The sequence below is a fragment of the Dysgonomonas termitidis genome, assembly GCF_054657735.1.
Window position 1 is genome coordinate 1333642 of sequence record NZ_BAAHYD010000003.1, and the last position, 20001, is coordinate 1353642.

The window sequence follows — 20001 nt, forward strand, 5'->3', positions numbered from 1 at the left end:
CAAGAGCATAAGCTAGTTATTACACAGACGTACGTAAAATAAAGATAGATGAAAACAAAACTACGAATATTAATATTTTTGACGTTATTCTTTTGTTTAGCGCTCCCCTCAATATCCATCCATGCTGAGGAGGCGTTTGAAACTCCGGTTATAACAAAAGATCTGCCTTCAACCGAATATTTGAAGGTAGAGAAGAGGTCCATAGCCAGTGATGTTCAAACCTCGGCTTTGGCTGCGCCTTCCCGCGGTTTTAGGAGTGTCATGGATAAATGGGAAGATCCATATATGCCGGGTGAAGGAGAATGGTCTAATACGGGCAATGTCGGTGCGCCTGTCGGAGATATCTCTTTACCTATTATTCTGTCTATATTGATTTTGTATATGGTATATAAGGGCGCGACTACTTCCAGACGACGAAATAACCTTTAGAAATATAATTTATATAGATATATAAATATAACAGAGGGGTATCCGTATGAGCGGATACCCCTCTGTTTTTATACGTAATAATTGTCCTCATTTATGCCGGAAACCTTAGCTCATTCCTGCCACGGTCTCCCGGACTTTTGCTTCCTTTTGTTGCCCAAAAGTAAAAGCTGACACTCTGTTCCTCGGCGACGAGCCCCTCGCCAATAAAATATTAATACTAATTATTTCTGTTCGATCCAATTCACGATCTTATCACAGAACGGATCTTCGCGAGGAGGAACAAAACCTACCAGATGTCCGTTTTCGTCAATCATAAACTTTTGAAAATTCCATTGTACTTCTGCGTCCAGTTTACCATTTTCCGCCTTTTCTGTAAGCCATTTGTAGATTGGAGCTTTGCTTTTTCCTACTACATCTATTTTGCTCATCATTGGAAAAGATACATTGTAATTTAGTGTGCAGAATGTTTTTATTTCTTCATTTGTACCCGGTTCCTGTCCATTGAAGTTGTTGGCCGGAAAACCGACGATGACGAAATCCTTATCTTTATATTTTTCATATAATTCCTGTAGCTTTGTATATTGAGGAGTTAAACCGCATTTGGAAGCTACATTTACAACCAGAATCTTTTTCCCTTTCAATGATGAAAAGTCGAATTCTTTTCCATCGATATCCGTCACTTTGAAATCATACACTGTTTTGTCTTCCTGAACCATGGATATCATTATTAAGCTAAAAAATAAAGCAAGTGTCAGTTGTTTCATACCTTTTGTATTTATAAGTCAATAAATAAAACAAATAATTACCAATAAAGTTTAGCGGACAGGCGATCGTCTATGTTTCCCTTATGAAAATAAGTTTCGAAATATTTCAAATAGTTTCGAAAACATTTTCAAATATTCCGAAATTTTCTTTTTTTTGTATAGTGAAATTAAAAAAACTAATCCATGAGTGTTAATCATCCTAATTCGGCAAATTTGTTCGATGTTATTGTCATCGGAGGAGGCGCTACCGGAGCCGGGGTTGCCCGCGATTGTTCCCGCCGGGGTTTACATGTGCTGTTGCTGGAAAGATTTGATATAGCGACAGGAGCCACCGGACGCAATCATGGGTTGCTTCACAGTGGCGCGCGTTACGCCGTCACAGATTTGGAGTCGGCCGAGGAATGCATCAAAGAGAATATGGTACTGAAAAGGATAGCAAGCCATTGTATAGAGGAGACAAACGGGCTCTTCCTTACTCTTCCTGAAGATGATATTGCCTACCAGTCTAAGTTTGTCGAGGCATGTACTATGGCGGGCATCAACGCGCAAATAATAGATCCGGAGGAGGCGCTTTTGATGGAGCCATCTGCTAATAAGGATATTATAGGAGCTGTAAAAGTTCCTGACGGATCTGTCGATCCCTTTCGTCTAACAGCTTCTAATATGATAGATGCGAAGAATTACGGGGCTGTGGTTTATACATATCACGAAGTTGTAGGGTTGATCCGTGAGCAGGACAGGATTGTGGGGGTAAAGACTTTTAATCATAAAACGAAAGAAACAAAAGAACTATATGCTTCTGTCGTAGTAAATGCAGGCGGTATTTGGGGGCAACATATATCTGAGTTTGCAGATATAAAAGTAAATATGCTTCCGGCCAAAGGGGCTTTATTGATTTTTGGACACCGGATAAACAATATGGTGCTGAACAGGTGCCGCAAGCCTGCTGATGCCGATATACTCGTCCCCGGAGATACAATATCGCTGATAGGTACTACATCGAGCAATATTCCGTACGACCAGATAGATAATATGGTGGTAACTCCGGAGGAAGTAGATACGCTTATACGCGAAGGGGAAAAGTTAGCCCCGATACTCAACCGTACACGGATACTACGGGCTTATGCAGGAGTACGGCCTTTGGTTGCTTCAGATAATGATCCTACAGGACGCAGTGTAAGCCGGGGTATTGTCTTGCTTGATCATGCTAAACGTGACGGTTTGGAAGGATATATCACTATTACAGGAGGTAAATTAATGACTTATCGCCTGATGGCAGAATGGGCTACGGATTTGGTGTGCCAAAAATTGAATGTAACGAATAAATGTACTACTGCCGAAGAGAATCTGCCCGGTTCACGGGAGAAAATGGAAGATATAAGTAAAAAAATAATATCACTTCCCACGGCACAGCGTAAATCCGCTATTTACCGTCATGGTGATATGGCGGGTAATTTGTCGGGTAATACGGAAGATGATAATAGTCTGGTCTGTGAGTGTGAAGAAGTATCAGTCGGGGAGGTGAAGTACGCGTTGGAAGAACTGAATGTGACCAACCTGGTTGACCTTCGCCGCCGTACACGTGTGGGGATGGGGACATGTCAGGGGGAACTGTGTGCCTGCCGTGCCGCCGGTATTATGAGCGATACGGATAAATTGTGTACAAAGACTGCCAAAGAAGATCTGGCTTACTTTCTGAATGAACGCTGGAAAGGTATTTATCCCATAGCATGGGGTGATACATTACGTGAAAGTGAATATACAAACTGGGTATATGAGAGTGTGTGCGGATTGAAGTTATCACAAAAGCAAAAAGGACAGGATGAAGTTTGATACTGTAATTATAGGAGGAGGGTTATCCGGCCTTGCATGTGGAATACGTTTATTGCAGCAAGGACACCGGTGCGCAATTGTTTCTTCGGGGCAGAGTGCGCTGCATTTCTCATCAGGTTCGTTCGACTTGTTGAATGTATTGCCGGATGGCGAAGCGGTGACCAATCCCCGGAGATCCGTAAAGGATTTGATCCGGATGTCACCTTGTCATCCATACGCAAAATTAGGTGAAAATAAATTTTGTGAGTTGGCGGGTGAGTTAGAAGCTTTTCTCACGGGAATCGGCTTGTCTGTTCGGGGTGATTCTATGGAAAACCATTACCGGATAACTCCTATGGGAACATTGAAACCTACCTGGCTGTCTGCATCTGATTTTGCTGTCAGTAAATCGGAACGGGAATTGCCGTGGAAGAAAGTTTCGATTTTTAATATTGCCGGATTCCTTGATTTCTATCCTCGGTTTATAGCGGATGAATTTGCTAAAATAGGGACGAAGAGCGATGTTCACCTGTTTAGCCTGCCCGGTCTGGATTATCTCCGCCGCAATCCGAGTGAACTGCGTTCGACGAATATTGCACGGATACTCGATAAAGAGTCCAATAAAGATGAATTGATAAGGATATCAGGCAAGGCGGCGCCGGATAGTGATGCCATCATTTTTCCGGCATGTTTCGGATTGGAAAATACAAATATACTTGCCGCCTTGAGGAAGGCTGCAGGTAAGCCGGTATTCCTGATCCCGACATTGCCGCCGTCTGTTATAGGAATACACACGCAACAGTATATGCACGATTATTTTATTCATCTGGGAGGTGTATATATGTTGGGCGATACGGTAAAGGGGGCTGATGTGGAGGATAACAGGGTGATGAGGGTTTATTCTTACAACCACGGTAATATCCCTTTCAATGCCGGGAATATAGTCCTGGCAACAGGGAGCTATTTCAGCCAGGGGCTGATCGCGACGCGTTCCCGGGTTTACGAACCTGTGTTCGATCTGGATGTGTCTTATAATCCCGGCAGGGAAGACTGGTACAACCGAAATATGTTCGACAGACAGAACTATCAGGAATTTGGCGTAAAGACAAACGAAACATTCAATGCTTTGCGTAAAGGCAAAGTTATAGAGAATCTATATGTTTCCGGCGCGGTTCTGGAAGGATTCAATCCTATAAAAGAAGGTAGTGGGGCAGGGGTTTCCATCCTTAGCGCCCTGTTTATAGCGGATAAAATAATGAGTAAGTAAAAAAAGGTCTGAGACCTGGAAGGAGGACGGTCATGAATCTTCAACAACATAACATGAGCGATAATAATTTCGAACAATGCATCAAATGTACCATCTGTACGGTATATTGTCCGGTAGCAGCTGTAAATCCCGCTTATCCCGGACCTAAGCAGGCCGGACCTGACGGAGAACGTCTGCGTCTGAAAAAATCGAACTTTTATGACGAAGCATTGAAGTATTGCATCAATTGCAAAAGGTGTGAAGTGGCATGCCCTTCGAATGTGAAGATTGGCGATATTATCCAGTCGGCACGGATAAAATACAGTAAGAAAAAACCGAAACTGAGGGATTATATTCTGGCCAATACGGATATTGTAGGTACGCTGGCTACTCCCCTTGCACCCATCGTGAATCTGGCTTTAGGACTAAAGCCGATGAAGTCAGTACTGGATGTTGCTTTGAAGATAGATCATCACCGTACTTTTCCGAAATATTCGTCTGGTACATTCGAAAGCTGGTATAAAAAGCAGGCGGATAAGCAAAAGAAATTTAAGGAGCAGGTCAGCTATTTTCATGGCTGCTATGCCAATTATAATAATCCGCAACTGGGAAAAGATCTCGTAAAGGTATTTAATGCACTCGGAATCGGCGTTCAGCTGCTTAGGACAGAGAAGTGCTGTGGAGTGGCATTGATTTCCAACGGTCTTATAGGTCAGGCTAAGAAACAGGCGGAGGTGAATATGGCTTCTATCAGGGAATCGGTACTGGAAAAGAATATTCCTGTGGTGGCAACTTCTTCGACCTGCACTTTTACCATACGGGACGAATATCCTCATTTGCTGGATATCGATACATCCGATGTAAGGGATAATGTGGAGCTTGCGACCCGTTATATATACCGGCTGTTAAGTATAACTGATGTGAAGTTGAAATTCGGTAAGGAAAAAATAAAGGTGGCCTATCATACGCCCTGCCATATGGAAAAACTGGGATGGTCGTACTATTCGATAGAATTACTGAAATTGATCCCGAATATAGAATTAAAAGTTCTTGATTCGCAATGTTGTGGTATTGCCGGGACCTACGGCTTTAAGAAAGAAAATTATAAGACATCACAGGATATTGGCGCGCCTTTGTTCGGGCAGATAGAAGCAAGCGATGCTGACTATGTAGTTACCGATTGCGAAACATGCAAATGGCAGATAGAAATGTCTACGACGAAACGTAGTGAACATCCTATTTCGATTTTAGCAAAGGCTTTGGGTTAATTAAGGTTTCGAATAAAGTTACGATAGAATTCTGTCAAAGTTTCTTTTCGAAATCATAAAAGTTTTGATTTGAAATGTAGTTTTGCTTTGGATAGTTGTTTTTTTTAATGCCGGTTAATTCGTTCATGTTTTAATTATTTGATATATAGTATTTTGTCTGTTTTATTGGAAAGCTATTGGAACTGTGGTGTTAAAAATGAATTTTTATGAAACAAAAGTTTGCAAAAATATGTTATTATCGTTATATTTGTTTATACAGTGAAATAAAATAAAGTATCGATGAATTTTTATGTTTCAAAATAAGTTATGCTGCTGTTTTATTTTCTCTTAAAAAAATAAGTTATGGAAAGAATTTACAATATTGGAAGTAGCCATGAGGCCAAAATTAATGAATGCCGTCCGTTTGGTGTTCAGAGTTTTGAAGTAGAAGCTGAGTATTCTACCTACAATGAGATCTTGAAGATTTTCAGGGAAGCTTTCAGCCTTGTTGATGTTACTCAGATAATTAAGAAACTGTAAGAAAACAGGTTGGGAAGTCAGTCTTTTTACAGATGATTATATGAATAGATTATACCTGTTTTTATAATTCAGGTGTTCCGTTCACAAAAAAGATGTATTCATTGGATGCATCTTTTTTGTTTTTATAAAAAAAAGATGCTGGTTTATATGAATAGGAATGGAGTATTTTATCTATAGGATATAGCTTTTAGCTGATAGCTCTTTGATGTATTGATAGGCCCCTGCCCCAAGGGGACTTACAGAGAGGGGAAAAAAGTAACAGATAAAAAATAGCGGAAAAAGTGTAACTTTTGTAACTTTTTTGAAATAGTTACGGGTTTGCCTTGCCTTCGCTTCGGCGAATGTTATTTCTTCACCCTAGGGCAGTTACAAGTTACGAGTCGGCTGACTCCCTGTTTTGTTTCACGCAAAGACGCAAAGGTGCAAAGTTTTACATCTTATGAGTTGTTGACTGATGACTGCTAACTGTTGACTGTAAAATAGTGTTACCTTTGTTACCTTTTAACAAGTAGTAAATTTTAAGTAATAAGTAGTAAGTCCCCTGCTGGCGCGGACTTCCAGTCCGTGTTTTGTTGACAGGGCGAAAATGTTTGCTACGCAACACACAGACGGGACGTCTGCGCGAGCGGGTGCCCCTTGTGGAAGAGTTTTAACCACTAAGTACACGAAGGGAATCACAAAGGGCACAAAGGCTAAAAAGACTGTTACCTTTGTTACCTTTTTAACAAGTCGTAAATTTTAAGTAATAAATAGTAAGTCATAAGTTGAGAAAGCTACATTACTGTTCACTGTTCACTGATATATCTGTTACCTTTGTTACCTTTTTGCATCTTTGCGAGAGAATATTGTTTACTGCTAACTGTTAACTGTAAAGTCGCTTCGCATCATTTGCTAATATGCTAATTTGTAAATTTGTTAATTGAATTGGCTTGCGAAATAGTATCTTTACACTCATAAAAAATAAATGAAATGGATTTAAATTTAGAAGTGTTCTCCATCATCCTCTTTTTCGGTGCTTGCTTTGCCGGGTTTATCGGCTCACTGACAGGATTGGGTGGGGGAGTTGTGGTAATCCCCTTGCTTACTCTGGGGTTTGGCGTAGATATGCGCTATGCGATAGGCGCGGCTTTAGTTACATCGATTGCTACGTCGTCGGGTGCGGCGGCGGCTTATATCAAAGAAGGAATAACGAATGTACGTATAGGGATGTTCCTCGAGATAGCGACTACCACCGGAGCTGTGATCGGCGCTATAGTGGCAATGTATCTCGATAAAGTATATATTGCCGTCATATTCGGCTGTGTGTTGATTTTTTCGGCAGTACGCTCTATCAGCAAAAAGGAAGAGAATATCGATTATGCCGCGCCGGGTGATAAGCTCGGGGAAAAACTGAAGCTTAACGGTTCCTATCCCACAAAAGACGGCAGAATAGAAAAATATAATGTACATAATGTAGTGGGTGGTTATTCACTGATGACATTGGCGGGAGTTTTGTCCGGACTGTTAGGTATTGGCTCGGGAGCGTTGAAAGTGCTGGCAATGGATACTGCAATGAAGATACCTTTTAAAGTATCTACCACAACAAGTAATTTCATGGTCGGTGTAACAGCTGCCGCGAGTGCGGTTATTTACCTGCAACGCGGATATATAGATCCGGGACTGGCAATGCCTATCGTTGTAGGGGTGCTATTGGGGGCATTCTTCGGGTCCAAGATACTGCCTAAGACGAATGTGAAAAAATTACGCCTGCTTTTCAGTGTCGTGATTTTCTTGCTAGCTGTTTCGATGATATATAATGGTATAACAGGTAAACTATAAAGGGTATGAATATATTTACAAAAGAATTTTGGGCCGAAAGGGATATGGAGCTCTTTATAGGAAAACTGCTTCGCTATGGAGTTACCCTTGCCTGTGGCATTACGCTTTTGGGAGGTATTATTTACCTTTTCCAGAATCACGGGGTGTCTATGGAACATTACAAACCGACTCCGGACGGGCAGCCATTCCCCGGAGTGGAGTATTATCTGAGGGAATTGTCTACAATAATTCCCCGTGTTTTGTCTTTCGATGGCGCGGCTATTATACAATTGGGGGTATGTGTGCTGATTGCGACGCCTATATTACGGGTTGCCTTTTCCGTAATTGGCTTTCTGATAGAAAAAGACTACATGTATGTGGTGGTGACCTTAATTGTTTTGTGTATTATTGTAGCTAATATGCTTTTAGGGCTGCATTGAAGTATGCAATAATCAAGTCAGATTGAAATAATGTATCATTAAATGCTATCTTCTTTATGGATAAAATATTTCTTATAACCGTTTTTTTTATATCTCTGTCTGTTCTCGGGCAGCCGGGAAAAGATGCAGGACTCGGCAGTATCAACAAGGAAAGCGCCGAAGCTTATATCGGTTTCCTAGCCAGTGATGCTTTGCAGGGGCGGGAAGCGGGCAGGCATGGGAGCCGTATTGCTGCGGAGTATATCAAATCTCTGTTGCAGGATATGGGTGTTAAGCCTCTGAATGCCGGTTCTTATTTCCAGCCGTTCGAGGCATATAGCCGCGAGCGCCAGACACGGGCGCGATTTTCCGTAAATCCCGATTCTATAGCTAAATATAAGCAGGAAAGGGCCTACCGAAAGCTGGAGTTAAAAAACGTTCTGGGATATATTGAAGGTAAAAGGAAAGACGAATATGTGATTGTCGGCGCTCATTACGACCATCTGGGAGTGGATGAGAGTCTGGCGGGAGATAAAATATATAACGGCGCCGATGATAATGCTTCCGGGGTATCAGCCGTGTTGCAGATAGCAAGAGCTTTTGTCGTTTCAGGTCAGCAGCCGGAGAGAACGGTTATATTTGCTTTCTGGGACGGGGAAGAACTGGGTTTGCTGGGTTCGGAATATTTTGTGGCTGATTGTCCTTTTGCATCATCTGTCAAAGGATACCTGAACTTTGATATGATAGGCCGTAATAAGGATGAGGCAAAACCGGAACATGTCGTTTATTTTTATACCGAATCACACCCTGCGTTCGGAGAATGGCTCAAAGATGATATAAAAACATACAAACTGAATCTGAAACCGGACTACAGGCCGTGGGATAAGCCGATAGGAGGGAGTGATAACGCTTCTTTTGCAAAACGCGATATCCCTTTGATATGGTATCATACCGATGGGTATCCCGATTATCATCAGCCTACCGACCATGCCGATAAAATAAACTGGGATAAACTGGTGGATATTACCAAGGCCTCTTTCCTCAATCTGTGGAATATGGCAAACCTGAAAAACTTTTGAATACATGAAACATATACTTACTTCTACACTACTCTTACTTTCTATTTGTTGCTTATCTCAAACTCCTGTGGAAAAGGGTTTGTCGGCTATTACCCGTCAGGATGCCCTTACTTATATAGGAGTTCTCGCCAGTGACAGTCTTGAAGGACGGAAAGCAGGGCAGCGCGGCGGAGCGAAGGCTGCAAGCTATATCGCGTCTATTCTGGAAGATATTGGCATAAAGCCCTGGCAAGGTAAATTCATGCATCCTTTTATCCCGGATATTTTTAAAGGATCGGCTAATAAGGATACCAGATTAAATAATGTATTGGGATATATTCCGGGTAAAAACAGCGCCGAAATAGTTATGATAGGAGCGCATTACGATCATTTGGGCCTGAGCTCCGGTAATCTGAACGATAGTGTGTATAACGGGGCTGATGATAATGCTTCGGGCGTATCGGCTGTATTGCAGATAGCGAAGGCTTTCGTCGCTTCGGGTCAGAAACCGGAGCGGACTGTCGTTTTCGCCCTTTGGGATGGGGAAGAAATGGGGCTGTTGGGCTCTTTTCATTTTGTGGAAGAACATTTTTCATATATACCTGTTCCGCTGCTTTCACCTATTCCCATAAAAGGATATATCAATTGTGATATGATAGGGCGCAACAAAGACGGGGACGGAGCTCATGTATCTGTTTTTTACAGTGAGAGCAAACCGGTATTCGGGGAATGGATTAAGTCGGATATAGAAAGATACAGCCTAAAGCTGGTTCCGGACTTTCCTTCTTTAGACAGTTCGCCGGGAGGGAGCGACCATATGCCGTTTATGCAGAAAGGAGTACCTGTGATCTTTTATAACACCGATCTGCATCCCGATTATCATAAACTAAGCGATGAAGCGGATAAGATAAATTATGATAAGGTGGTGGATATAACCAAACTGTCGTTCCTTAATCTGTGGAATATGGCTAATCTGGAAAGTTTCTGATGAGGGTTGGAAAAAAAATATGCCAACTCTAAATTAGATATTGGCATATAGATCATTGATGATACGTTGTCATTATTCGATGGGATCTCCGGGGACTTGTTTGCCGGGATCATAAATGGCAACCCCAACTTTAGAATCGGCACACCCATAGTATAGGAACCATTTGTTATTGAGATAGGCCAGTCCTTCTATAAAAACAGTACCGTCTTTATATTGGCCGCTCTTTTCAAATTCGGCCATTGGCCGGAAGAAAGGAGTATCGAGCCGTCCGATCACTTTATATGGGTTCTGCAGATCGAATAAGACCTGTCCGGCGCTGTATGTACCCGCATTGAAGCGTTCGTCGCGTCTGTCATCGGTTCTGTTCTTGCCATTATACAGGAGCAGGATGCCTTTATCGGTCATTATCGCCGGAGGGCCGCATTCGGTAAGGGCGCTGTCGAAATACTTATAGCGTGGGTAGATAAGCCCTTTCAGTTCGTTCTTTTCATTGAGGAGAGGAGTCCAGTTTATCAGGTCGGTCGATGTAGCGGCATTGATCATGTGTTCGCCCCAGTACATCAGATATGTCCCGTTTACTTTGGTAATTACGAGTTTACCATCCATAACCTTGGTAACAATGGACGCTGATTTGCTCGCCAGGTCTTTGAAACGGCCGTCGTATGCTTTAGCGAAAGCCGGGCCGTGTTTCTCCCATGTAATGAGGTCTTTGGAAGTAGCTACGCATAGGCGTGGGACTTGCCGGTTCCATGCGGTGTACATCATTACAAATGTTCCGTCTTCGGTCATGGCAACACGCGGGTCTTCACAGCCGCCTTCCCATTCATATTCCTTATTGTTATCTTCAGCGGGATATAGCACAGGGGTATTGCGTAGTTGTATTGTAATGCCATCCGGACTTTCGGCTAAGCCTATACGGGAGGTGCGCTTGCCGATGCCTGTGGCAGAATTGTCTTCGGCTCGGTACAAGACATAGATCTTCCCGTCTTTTACAACTGCTGCGGGATTGAATGTATCGCTTTCTTCCCATCCGATAGAATCTTTCTGCATAGGACAGAAGAATTTCGTGGCCGGATCGGGTTCGATTAGCGGATTGACTCCGTCCGGGCGGACAAATCCTCCAAAAGCCCAATCCGGAAGGTTGTTGGAGTTGCCCGGTGTGGATACTTTGCTTTCTTTCTTGCCCGTGCATGAGAGTATGCCAAAACAGATGATAAGAGCGATAAATACGTTTAAGTGTTTCATATTCAATTGATTTTTAGTATTCGTTCAAGGTGCTATATTTATTGGAGGCTAAAGATAAATAATAAAGGCCATAAAACAGTGAAAGAGAGCTATAAACTCTCTTTCACAAGATAACCAATAAAATTTACCAGTCTGGATTTTGCACCAGATTTACGGCCTTCTGTAACTCAGTTTGCATTATCGGCCAATAATAATGCTTAGGAGCCTCGAATACCCGTGTTTCCTTACAGAAACGTTCCATCCTGTATTTTTTATCTCCAACTTCGATTTTACCATTAGGATCTTCTACAGGCATCATACCGTTAATCATACGCTGGCATTTAGGATATGGTTGATGGTATTGCGTCCAGTAGTTTTTAGATCTTTCGTTGTTCGTAGAACCTGCCGCCAGCCATTGTTGTTCTTTCGTCAACTCCGATTCGGTTGTCGGTTCCAGATACAAACGGCTGTAGAATGTTCTCTTATTCTCATAATAGAATTCGACACGGCGCTCACGCTTGATATATTCCCGCATCAAATCCTTGTTTGTTTTACAAGCTTCGGGCATAGGCACCATAAAAGAACGTGCCCTTACAGTATTCACAAGGTCATATATCGCTTGATTTGGCCCCGATACTTCATTTACAGCTTCGGCATAGATATAGATAAATTCCGGTAACCGCCATACAGCAGGGGCGCTTATGGAGACACTACCGCTTCTGTTCCAGCCTTCCTGCAGGTATTTACGGTGATAATAGCCCGTGGTGGTCGCATTGCTAGCCCCGATTTTATCACTTCCGGAAGCCGTATTTGTAACAGAAGGATTGTTCCCTCCATCGCGGAATGCAGCTCCGTGGAATATAATATCGCGGTAGAAGCGAGGATCACGCCTGACCGACATGTATGGGTCACTATCATCGTATCCGTCTGCTATTGCTTTGCTGCCATAGATCGGATAACCGTATCCGTCAGGAGAAATGTACTCATATTCATCTACTTGTTCCTGTACGGGTTGCTGACGGGAACCTCCTCCGCGGCTAGGAGGATACATATCACCAAACCACCCTTCATACTTGTCTTTTGTTACAAACCAAACAGCTTCGTTCTTGAATGCTTCTTCGTCGTAGAACATTTGCCAAAGGCGGGTATATACAGTAGAACCATTATAGTTTTTACCACCGCTGTCATTGAAGTCTGCATTAGTATATTTGGTATAGAGGGAGTAGCGCGGTTTGCCGTCAGCCTGAAAATCAAGCACAGCTTTAGCTGCATCACGGGCAGCTTCCCAACGCTTGACGTCGTAAGCATATTCAGATTCAAATTCGCGTTTCCCGGTATAACCGTAACTGGCAGCTCCGTTGTACATCGGCGCAGCAGCAGTCCATCTTGCGATAGCGATTAATCCTAAACAGGCACCTTTATCGGCACGAGCAAAATTTATTCCTGTTTGAATTGCAGGCAGGCGGTTAGCCGCTTCATTGGCATCGGCCGCAATTTTACTAACGATCGTATGTACCGATTCTTTCTTGAAGTCCATAGGCTGATTGGCATCCACTACGTAATCGATATACGGTACTTCACCGTACATGCGTACCAGTAGATAGTGCAGATAGCCCCGGATGAAATATGCCTCTCCAATCCTTATATTCAGGTCTCCAGGATCGATAGCACTGTCAGGAGTGTTATACTTTGCAACTCCGGTAATGATTACGTTGGCCCGGCGTATCGTATTGTAAATTCCTTTCCAGAACATATCATTGTTCGGCTGAGGTACAGCTGTAGGACTCCAGTCACCACTATTGTAACGGTTTGTGATATTTCCCTCCACATTAGTAGCCTCGGCTTCATCGGTCAAACCGGCAGAGGAAAAATGCGATAGCCATGTCATTGGCGCATTACATCTTTTTGTTCTCAGGTATAAGTCTGTTACAAGCTGGTTTACCTTATCATAGCTGGCAAAAGTTTTTTCTTCAGGAATCTGATCGTCGGGTTGCTTGTCCAGATATTCGCTACATGCGGCAAGAGACATTAGCATGACTGCCAGCAGACCTCTTAATATATATTTGAAACTTTTCATATTCTTGTTATTTTATTAAAATGTAATATCCACACCAAAATTAAATACCTTCAATATAGGATACCAGTCCCCTCCTCCATTACGCATTTCAGGGTCTACGTCTACATCACCCAATTTATCCCATGTGGCTAGATTTTGAGCCTGAGCATATACTCTGACATTGCTTAGTCCTGCTACCCTTATGATCTTGCGGGGTAGTGTGTAACCGAGTTCTATATTCTTTAATCTTACATATGAACCGTCGTACATGAAAAGAGAACTGCTTTCATTCTTATTATTAGAGTGTGTACCGATATGCAAAGCCGGATATTTGGCTGTTGCCGCGGTTTCAGGAGTCCATCTCTCGAGATGCATAGGTCTTACGCGTCCTATCTTGTCCTGGTCGAAGTTAGGAAAATCAAATACGGCAGCATCTTTCAGCATGATGGTAGAGTTTGTCGCACCCTGGAAGAGTACACTGAAATCGAATCCTTTATATTGTAACGTAACAGGTAATCCGAATTGGATTTCCGGGCTGCGGGGATACCCCATTGCCATGCGGTCATTCCGATCGGTAATAACACCGTCTCCATCCAGATCTTTGTAAACGGCATCTCCCGGTATCAGAGTTCCCCATGGCTGGTAACCGTCGGCATTCAATTTGTTGGCCTCTGCCTGATCTGCTACGAAGTGGTCGAATACATATAGCATATTTACATCCAGAACTTGTCCTGTTTTCCTTCTCCATACATATTCATATACAACTTCATTCATGTAATCAATCCTATTACGGGCGAATGTGAAATTAGGTTTGATAAAGTATCTGAAGTCCTTGCCTATTTTGTCGGACCATGTTACTTCAAATTCAAGTCCATGATTTTTAACTTTACCAGAATTTATACGAGGGGCATCTTTTCCTACTATATCAGGGAAACCGAGCCTGTCACCGGTCAGTTCGGTGAGGATATCATACCTGTTTTCGTGGAAGTAGTCGAATGAGAATCGCAGTCTCTGTTTTAGAAAATTAGCATCTAGTCCAATGTTTAATTTTTTTGCCTTTTCCCATGTCAGTATTCTATTAGCCAATCCACCTTCTCTCCATCCGCCCGGGTTTGTGTTAAAGCCTCCTTCGCCGAAGTTATAGCCTTCACCGCTTTCGAAAAATTGCAGATATCCGAATCGTCCTCCGGGAAGTTTGTCGCTACCTACCAAACCGTATGAACCTCTGATCTTTAAGAAGTCCATCCACGATTTGGTACTGTTCATAAATGACTCGTTGGAGATTATCCATCCTAAAGAACCGGCAGGGAAGAAGCCATAACGTTTCTCTTTAGCAAAGTTCTCGGAGCCGTTATACCCGAAGTTAAATTCTGCAAAATAGCGATCGGAAAAATTGTATGTAAACTGTCCTGTCAAGCCTTGATACCTATGGTCGGGACGAATGTATTGCCCATCATATTGCCCTTCTGTGGAACGATTGAACAGAAACATACCCGCTACATTATGATTCTGTGCGAATGAGTTCTGATACATTAATTTTGCCTGATAATATGTTCTGTTAGAAGGGTTGCTTTGAGTGAAGTTATTACCTACCGTCTGGTCTGTGTTGTATTTATTACCGGTAGAATATGTTCCTTGGTAGTGGCCGGGAGTCCTGTAAATGTCAATACCATCTGTAGGCTTGAATGTGGCGTAAGAAGGGTATTGGCGGTATCCTTCGCTATAAGTATTAACCTCCCTCCTTGTCCATTGTTCTTCACGGGCATCATAAGAGAAGGTTCCTTCGATTTTTAATCCTTTTGTAATGAAGTCCAAATCGTATCCCATAGAGAAGCTGCCTTCCAGATAAGTGAACTTTTGGTTGTGGTAGCCCGAACGGGATAATTCACCCAATAGATTGAAACGATATATCTGGTCTCCGAACAGCATACCTTTAGGATTGCTGACAAAATAACTTTGATTCGCCGGATTATCATTTTGTTCCAGAACGATCGGCAGGTAAGGAGGCTGGGTCATGGCTATATTTACCAGACGGCTGGCCGCCGAACCAATATTTGTACGGTCAGTTATTCGTGCGCCCAAGTCCAGTTTCACCCAGAACTTATCTGTAATATCCACATCTATGTTAGAACGGAAATTATATTTCTTGAAATTAGGGGATGTGTCATAATCGGATAGATCTACATGTGTGTAATTGGTTCCCTGATTCATATGTCCGGCCATAACAAAGTATCTGACCTTATCTGTACCTCCGCGAACCGACAGGTTATAGTCTTGCTGGGCGGCAGATTTGAACATATAATCGAAATAGTCCCAGTTGTATCCCAAGCCATCCGAATTATCACCTTTAGCCATTCTGAAATTGGCAATAGCTTCGTCAGTGAACGGATATTTAAAGTTTTCCAGGGTTCCGTTCATCATGGCGTCATTTCGCGATGCTTCGTTATATAGAGTCGCATAATCGGCAGAGCCTAATAAATTAGGGGTCTTACCTACTTTATTAAATCCAAAAGAAGCCTTGAAGTTCACAGAAGCCTTTTCCGAAGCTTTACCGCGCTTGGTGGTAACAACTATAACTCCATTGGCTCCACGGATACCATAAGGTGCGGTAGAAGCAGCGTCTTTTAATATAGTGAATGTCTCTATTTCGTCTGCCGCCAGATAGGACATGTCACGTTCTACTCCGTCAACGATTACGATTGGAGACTGATCCCCATAAGTGGACTTACCCCGAATAAACAATTCGGATTTATCGACACCCGGTTCTCCTCCGCTGAACTGGTTTACAATCAAACCCGGAAGTCGTCCGGCTAGCGCGTTGTTTATATTTGCGGTGGGACTTTGTACGAGGTCTTTCGTAGTGATGGTTGCTACGGCGCCTGTGATATTCTCTCTTTTCTGAGTAGTGTAACCTACAACTACAACTTCATCCAGCGCCTTGATATCCTCTACCAGATCAACGTTTAAGGTTGTTCTGCCATTCAGTTCTATCTGCTGTGGCTGGAATCCGATATATGAGAAAATGAGGGTAGCTTCAGCATACGGAACTTTTATGGAGAAGTTGCCGTCTGCATCTGTCATAGTGGCAATGTTTGTTCCTTTTACAAAAACGCTGACACCGGGTAATGTCTCTTTGTTAGAACTGTCGAAAACCGTCCCTTTTACTTCTTTCTGGGTTTGTTCGGTTTTGTGTACTGAAGCCGATATGTATTGCGGGCTTCCTATTGCTAATAATGTTATTATAAGCAATACCGTTCTTATGCGCATAAATACTTTCTTAGTAAAAATGTCTTTCATAATAGGTTAATTAAAGTTAGTAATTTGCGGTTCTTTACTATTTAATCGTGTCTCAGAGGGGTGTTCTATAACTCTTAGACACAGAGGAATGTCCAGTCGATGGGAGTTTTTTGTTATTTTCATTGTTATAATAATTACGAATAAGGTTAGTTGTTTAAAATCTCTGATCTACTGTTATCTTTTTTGTTTTCCCATAGGCTATAAATTTTAGAGGTTAATAATCGGACTTTTTAATATGAATGGGTGTTTTCCCCTCTTACAAACCATAATTTTAACAGATGTGTATAAATACGGAAACCCTTCTTCCGGGGAACTGGTCAGTTTCCCGGAAGAAGGGTTTCTTAATAGAATAGTCGGATTCTATTTGTTATATCCGGCCTATTGTTTTTTTGCCTTTTTTTAATTAATGCTCTCTCTCTCTCTCTCTCTCTCTCTCTCTCTCTCTCTCTCTCTCTCTCTCTCTCTCTCTCTCTCTCTCTCTCTCTCTCTCTAGTAAAATACAGCTAACCGCCAAATTTTCAGATGAAAAAATGCCTTTCATTGTTGTTGTATTTTGTATAATATAGAGCATATATGTGAGGATAAATTAAGGGTTAATTCTTTGTTGATTCCAATTTTTTATATAATTAATTCTTTTTAAGTTTCTTTCGGATCAGATAGAAAATACAGCATGCAATATTAATTAATATTAAAATATCTTCTGCTATCCGCTTTACCAAAAGAAGCCTATAAATGAGCCGTTGGCGTATGTATATACTTCTTTGGTAATTTGGGATACCTGAGTACCAGGGTTGTTTTTGATTAATACAGAATTTTATTTGTCATTATTTCTCATTAGAGAATGAATACGGATAATCAGCAGCATTTATACCTCTTGTTATATTAGGGGTAGTAGCCATTTTGTAATTGATATTCGCACCCTTCAGCAATGTATCGTGAGTCAGGTAGTTTTTGCTATGAGTTTTCCCATTCACAGTCATAGATGATATGTACCTGCTTGCCTTACTATTATTATCAGCTTTGATAACTACTTTTTTCCCATTTTCCAGATTCAGGGTGACTGATTTGAATAATGGCGATCCCAGAATATATTCATCAGAGCCTGGGCATACAGGATAGAAGCCGAGTGCAGAGAAAACGTACCAGGCCGATGTTTGTCCGTTGTCTTCATCGCCGCAATACCCATCAGGATTGGGGTTGTAGAGCTTATCCATTATTTCGCGTGCCCAGTATTGAGTTTTCCATGGTTCACCGGAATAGTTGTACAGGTAAACCATATGCTGTATCGGTTGGTTTCCATGTGCATACTGTCCCATGTCCATCACCTGCATCTCTCGCATTTCGTGAATCATACCGCGGCTTTCCATTCCTTTGCTCCCCGGTACTATAAATACGGAATCCATCATTGTATTGAATTCTTTCTTTCCACCCATCAGGTCTATCAGGCCTTGCGGATCGTGGAATACGCAGAAACTCCAGTGCCAGCTGTTACCTTCACAGAATGCACGGCTCCAGTCTTCGGCTACAAACGTTTTATCGAATTCACCGTTTTCATTGCGCCCTGTCATCAGTTTGAACTTCGGATTGTAGAGATTCTTGTAGTTCATAGCACGTTCTTTATATATGCTGGTTTCACTTTCGGGTTTGCCCAATGCTTTGCCCAATCTGTAGATAGTCCAGTCGTCATATGCATATTCTAAAGTACGTGCGGCACTTTGTCCTATTCTGAGATCGTCCGGCACATAACCCAGTTTGTTGTAATATTCATACCCCAGACGCCCTGAAGCCGAAACTTTAGGATGTACATTATTCGCTCCGTGTTTCAGGGCTTCCCATAGTGTTTCAATGTCGTAACCTCTTAATCCTTTCAGATATGCATCGGCAACTACAGAAGCAGAGTTGTTCCCCACCATAATATTGCGATGGCCGGGACTGGCCCATTCAGGCAAGAATCCACTTTCCTTGTATGCGTTTACCAGACCTTCCTGCATTTTTTCGTTCATCGACGGATATACAAGGTTCAGGAATGGAAATAAGCATCGGAATGTATCCCAAAAACCAGTATCGGTAAACATATATCCCGGAAGGACTTCGCCATTATAAGGACTATAGTGAACAACTTCTCCTTTTGCATCTATCTCATAGAAGCTGCGCGGGAATAGTACCGAGCGGTAAAAACAGGAGTAGAATGTACGAAGGTTGTCTATGTTGTCGTCTGTCACTTCTATCCGCCCTAATGTCTCATTCCAGACCTTGCGGCCTTTGTCCGCTATCTGATCGAAGCTGTCACTGCCGAGTTCTTTGAGGTTCAGTTCGGCCTGCTCGGGACTTATAAATGATGATGCCACACGTGCGTGAACAGTTTCACCTCTCTTTGTAGCAAAGCCGATAATAGCACCTGTATGGTTTTCTTTAGCTTCAAGTTCGTTCTTACGGATTTCACTGTCTCCTACAGTTGCCTGATAGGTAAACGGCTTGTCGAAAACAATGACAAAATAGTTTTTGAAATTATCGGGTACACCGCCGCTGTTACGCGTTGTGTAACCTACGATTTTGTTCTGTTCCGGAATAATTTTTATATAAGATCCTCGGTCGAAAGCATCTATAACAACATAGGAATTATCCTTTTCGGGAAAAGTGAAACGGAATATTGCCGCGCGGTCGGTTGGCGTTATTTCAGTTGTTATATCCGAATCGGCAAGATATACTTTATAGTAATAAGGTCTTGCTACTTCCGATTTGTGCGAGAACCAGCTGGCCCGCTTGTCCTGATTGAAAACCGGTTTGTCTACAATAGGCATGATGGAGAATTGTCCGTAGTCGTTCATCCATGGGCTGGGTTGGTGTGTTTGCTTGAATCCCCTGATTTTGTCGGCAGTATATACATACGACCACCCATTCCCCATTTCCCCGGTCTGAGGCATCCAGAAGTTCATCCCCCACGGACGGGCTATTGCCGGATATGTGTTACCTGTCGATAGTTCAAATTTAGATAATGTCCCTGTCAGGATACTTACATAGTCTACCGGTTCTGTTTTTATTTGCGCAAAAGTAATAATTGCAAATAAAAAGAATATACCGGAAGCAGTTACTTTCTTAATCGTGTTTTTGATATTCATAGCCG

15 protein-coding genes are annotated in these 20001 nt (G+C 42.4%); 9 read left to right on the forward strand and 6 right to left on the reverse strand.

The genetic code is table 11. From position 1 onward, the window contains the following. Positions 1–78 precede the first annotated feature (78 nt). Positions 79–429: a hypothetical protein gene (locus tag ACYQ3L_RS26380; protein ID WP_459952533.1), complete on the forward strand. Its 351-nt coding sequence runs from the start codon at positions 79–81 to the stop codon at positions 427–429. A gap of 221 nt (positions 430–650) precedes the next feature. On the opposite strand, the gene ACYQ3L_RS26385 is transcribed toward ACYQ3L_RS26380, so the two are convergent. Next, positions 651–1193, reverse strand: a complete 543-nt coding sequence (locus ACYQ3L_RS26385; RefSeq protein WP_379996891.1) for a glutathione peroxidase — start codon at positions 1191–1193, stop codon at positions 651–653. Between the two features lie 183 nt (positions 1194–1376). Between ACYQ3L_RS26385 and glpA the strand changes: the two genes are divergently transcribed. From glpA to ACYQ3L_RS26425, 8 genes are all read left to right on the forward strand, one after another. Continuing rightward, entirely contained in the window at positions 1377–3026 is a 1650-nt protein-coding gene (gene glpA, locus ACYQ3L_RS26390) for an anaerobic glycerol-3-phosphate dehydrogenase subunit A (protein WP_379996893.1), read from the forward strand. Then, complete coding sequence (gene glpB, locus ACYQ3L_RS26395) at positions 3016–4272, forward strand: glycerol-3-phosphate dehydrogenase subunit GlpB (protein ID WP_379996895.1); 1257 nt, start codon at positions 3016–3018, stop codon at positions 4270–4272. The genes glpA and glpB overlap by 11 nt, the downstream gene beginning before the upstream one ends. Positions 4273–4304: 32 nt before the next feature. Next, positions 4305–5519 carry an anaerobic glycerol-3-phosphate dehydrogenase subunit GlpC gene (gene glpC / locus ACYQ3L_RS26400; RefSeq protein ID WP_379996897.1) on the forward strand — a complete coding sequence of 405 codons (1215 nt, stop codon included), beginning with the start codon at positions 4305–4307 and terminating at the stop codon, positions 5517–5519. Between the two features lie 342 nt (positions 5520–5861). Beyond that, positions 5862–6038: a hypothetical protein gene (locus tag ACYQ3L_RS26405; RefSeq protein ID WP_379996899.1), complete on the forward strand. Its 177-nt coding sequence runs from the start codon at positions 5862–5864 to the stop codon at positions 6036–6038. Between the two features lie 969 nt (positions 6039–7007). Beyond that, complete coding sequence (locus ACYQ3L_RS26410) at positions 7008–7856, forward strand: sulfite exporter TauE/SafE family protein (protein ID WP_379996901.1); 849 nt, start codon at positions 7008–7010, stop codon at positions 7854–7856. A 5-nt stretch (positions 7857–7861) separates the two neighbouring features. Beyond that, the gene (locus tag ACYQ3L_RS26415; protein WP_379996903.1) at positions 7862–8275 is read left to right on the forward strand and encodes a DUF1634 domain-containing protein; all 414 of its coding nucleotides are present in this window, start codon (positions 7862–7864) and stop codon (positions 8273–8275) included. 56 nt (positions 8276–8331) lie between these two features. Then, positions 8332–9333 (forward strand): M28 family metallopeptidase, encoded by a 1002-nt coding sequence (locus ACYQ3L_RS26420; RefSeq protein WP_379996905.1) that lies wholly within the window; start codon positions 8332–8334, stop codon positions 9331–9333. A 4-nt stretch (positions 9334–9337) separates the two neighbouring features. Beyond that, a complete protein-coding gene (locus ACYQ3L_RS26425; RefSeq protein ID WP_379996907.1) occupies positions 9338–10300 on the forward strand; it encodes a M28 family metallopeptidase in 963 nt (320 codons plus the stop codon). Positions 10301–10372: 72 nt separating this feature from the next. Here the strand turns inward: ACYQ3L_RS26425 and ACYQ3L_RS26430 are convergent, their stop codons facing one another. The 5 genes from ACYQ3L_RS26430 to ACYQ3L_RS26450 all read right to left on the reverse strand — a co-directional run bounded on the left by ACYQ3L_RS26430 (position 10373) and on the right by ACYQ3L_RS26450 (position 19978). Next, entirely contained in the window at positions 10373–11545 is a 1173-nt protein-coding gene (locus ACYQ3L_RS26430; protein ID WP_379996909.1) for a glycoside hydrolase family 130 protein, read from the reverse strand. A 124-nt stretch (positions 11546–11669) separates the two neighbouring features. After that, entirely contained in the window at positions 11670–13601 is a 1932-nt protein-coding gene (locus ACYQ3L_RS26435) for a RagB/SusD family nutrient uptake outer membrane protein (RefSeq protein WP_379996911.1), read from the reverse strand. A gap of 15 nt (positions 13602–13616) precedes the next feature. Further along, positions 13617–16877 carry a SusC/RagA family TonB-linked outer membrane protein gene (locus tag ACYQ3L_RS26440; RefSeq protein ID WP_379996913.1) on the reverse strand — a complete coding sequence of 1087 codons (3261 nt, stop codon included), beginning with the start codon at positions 16875–16877 and terminating at the stop codon, positions 13617–13619. A 403-nt stretch (positions 16878–17280) separates the two neighbouring features. Then, on the reverse strand, positions 17281–17418 hold the full coding sequence (locus ACYQ3L_RS26445; RefSeq protein WP_379996915.1) for a hypothetical protein: 138 nt from the start codon (positions 17416–17418) through the stop codon (positions 17281–17283). Between the two features lie 283 nt (positions 17419–17701). Then, positions 17702–19978: a GH92 family glycosyl hydrolase gene (locus ACYQ3L_RS26450; protein WP_379996983.1), complete on the reverse strand. Its 2277-nt coding sequence runs from the start codon at positions 19976–19978 to the stop codon at positions 17702–17704. Positions 19979–20001 lie beyond the last annotated feature (23 nt).